2 protein-coding genes are annotated in these 2,324 nt (G+C 66.3%); one reads left to right on the top strand and one right to left on the bottom strand.

What is annotated here, in order from left to right:
• Window positions 1-109 precede the first annotated feature (109 nt).
• Window positions 110-1,048, bottom strand: coding sequence for a LysR family transcriptional regulator (locus H0U68_RS02925; RefSeq protein WP_296352668.1), 939 nt, complete (start codon window positions 1,046-1,048; stop codon window positions 110-112).
• A 138-nt stretch (window positions 1,049-1,186) separates the two neighbouring features.
• Here H0U68_RS02925 and H0U68_RS02920 point away from each other — a divergent pair, with 138 nt between their 5' ends.
• Window positions 1,187-2,203 carry an ABC transporter substrate-binding protein gene (locus tag H0U68_RS02920; RefSeq protein ID WP_296352667.1) on the top strand — a complete coding sequence of 339 codons (1,017 nt, stop codon included), beginning with the start codon at window positions 1,187-1,189 and terminating at the stop codon, window positions 2,201-2,203.
• Window positions 2,204-2,324: the final 121 nt, after the last annotated feature.

The following is a 2,324-nucleotide window of genomic DNA, read 5'->3' as shown; positions in this document are numbered from 1 at the left end:
CGATAGCTCAGTTGGTAGAGCGCCGGACTGTTAATCCGTAGGTCCCTGGTTCGAGCCCAGGTCGGGGAGCCAAGAACTCGAAACGAATCAAGCACTTGTGTCGCAAGACTCAGGTGCTTTTTTCTTTCCTCTTGCGGCCCGGCGCCCCCGCCGCGCCGGGTGCCTGCATGGCATGCACCAGCTGCGCGCGCAGGCGATCGGCGGCAATGGGCAGCCGCCGGTTGCGGCGGCTGAGCAGCATCAGGCGGGTGTCCGCAAAGGCCTTGTCGCTCAGGGGAACGGCGACCAGTTCGCCGCTGGTGAGTTCCCGCTCGACGGCGAACGACGGCAGGAACACCACACCGGTCCCCACGCGCGCCATCGCCTTGGCGCCCTCGATCGAATTGATCAGCGCCACCGTGTGCAGCGCGATCCCCGCTTCTCCGGCCGCCTGGTCGACCAGGCTGCGCGTCGCGTACGAGGGGTCGTTGAGAACGACGGGGTGCGGCGCGACCTCGGCCAGCCACAAGGACCGGCGCGCCGCCAGCGGATGGCCGGGCGCCATCACGGCGCAGAACGTCTCGACGCGCTCGGCATCCACGGTCAGCTGGGTCAGGTTCCTGGACTGGAAAACCACCGCCAGGTCGCACTCGTCCGCGCGCAGCATGTCGGTGGCCATGCCCGAGCCGACGATCGCGATTTCGGTGCGCACGTGCGGATGGCTGGAATGGAAGGCGTGCACCAGCTCCGGCATGGAGTGGGCGATCATGCCCTCGATCATCGCCACCTTGACCACGCCGCGCTGGCCGTCCTTGATTTCGTCCAGCCAGCTTCGCATGCGCCGGTAGTCGGCCTCCGTTTCGCGCAGGTGCCGCGCCACGATCTCGCCGGCGTCGGTGAGCCGCACGCCGCGCGGCAGGCGTTCGATCAGGGGCTGGCCCACCTCGTGCTCCAGCAGTGCGATCTGCCGGCTGATGGCGGAGGCCGCCACGTTCAGCTGCTCCGAAGCCCGCCAGATCGAACCCAGGCGCGCCACCTGATGGAAGTACTTCAGCGTCGTGGCTTGCATGAGGGGCATGGTAGCCCCGGCGTCTTCCGCGGTGCAAGCAGGCATCGAATCGCGGCATCGCTGCGTTGTCCACTTGATGCTTGTTGCTGCCTGGGGCGACGCCGAGAATGGCCGCAGGTTGAAAACCCGGAGACGGATATGAAGTTGCACCGACAAGCCCTCAACGCACTGTGTGTGGCGGCCGCCATGCTGCTGGCAGGCACTGCCTGCGCGGCGCCGCAAAAACTCAGGATGACCATTCCGGTGCATGCGCTGGCCTTCTATTCCATCTACGTGGCGCAGGACAAGGGTTTGTTCGCCGCGCAGGACATCGATATGGAAGTCATCGCCACGCAAGGCGACGGCCCCGACGTCGACGCGCTGATCTCGGGCAGCGTCGACTTCACGACGTCCACGCCGAACCGCCTGCTCACCGCCTATGCCCAGGGCAGGCCGCTCAAGGCAGTGATGAGCGTGGTGAACCGCTTCACCAACTTCTGCTACATCGGCAAAGCCGCGGCCGAGAAGGTCGGCTTTCGGGCCGACCAATCCGTCGACGAGAAATTGCGCCGGCTCAAGGGCCTGACCATCGGGGGAACGCGTCCCGGCGCGATGACCTTCCTGCTGGGCATGCAGTACCTCAAGCGCGCCGGGCTGGAACCGCAGCGCGACGCCAAGGTCATCGGCGTGGGCGGCGGCCCTGCCTTGCTGGCCGCGCTGGAGAACGGCCAGATCGACGTGGCGTGTTTCGCAAGCCCCGGGGTGGAGCAGGCGGTGGAGCGCGGCAAGTCCCTGGTGTTCATCAACAACCCGCGCGGGGAAGATCAACAGCTGCGGGAATTCCTGTTCGAGCTGCTCTACGTGCGCCCGGACTTCGCGCAGAAAAACCCTGAGCAGGTGCGCCGGGTGGTGAAGGCGCTGGTCGCCGCCAACCAGTGGATCCAGCGGGCCACCGACGCCGAGCACCTGGCACTGCTCAAGCCGCGCTTTCCCGGCATGGACGATGCCGTGCTGCTCAAGGCCGTGCACAACTCGGTCGCGGCGATCGAGCCGTCGGGTCGCATCACGCCCGCGGCGCTGGCATCGGCCGTCAAGTTCCTGCGCGATCTGCAGCTGCTGGACCGCGACGTGCCCTTCGACGCGGTCGTCGACAACAGCTTCCTGCCCACGAACTAGTGTGGTGCGCGCCTCTGTTCTGTACTTATCGTGAGATCGCAGCCAATGCAGCCTTGGCTCTGGTGACCTTGGCCAGGATGTCCGAAGCACTGGCTGTCCAGATGAATGGTTTGGGGTTGTC

Source organism: Ramlibacter sp. (assembly GCF_013697775.1).
In the GTDB taxonomy this organism is placed as follows: domain Bacteria; phylum Pseudomonadota; class Gammaproteobacteria; order Burkholderiales; family Burkholderiaceae_C; genus Ramlibacter.
This window is presented reverse-complemented; position numbering and strand designations above follow the sequence as displayed.

Excerpts from the sequence above, each read along its gene's own strand:
- H0U68_RS02925 (WP_296352668.1), bottom strand. The coding sequence starts at position 1,048 with ATGCAAGCCACGACGCTGAAGTACTTCCATCAGGTGGCGCGCCTGGGT.
- H0U68_RS02920 (WP_296352667.1), top strand. The coding sequence starts at position 1,187 with ATGAAGTTGCACCGACAAGCCCTCAACGCACTGTGTGTGGCGGCCGCC.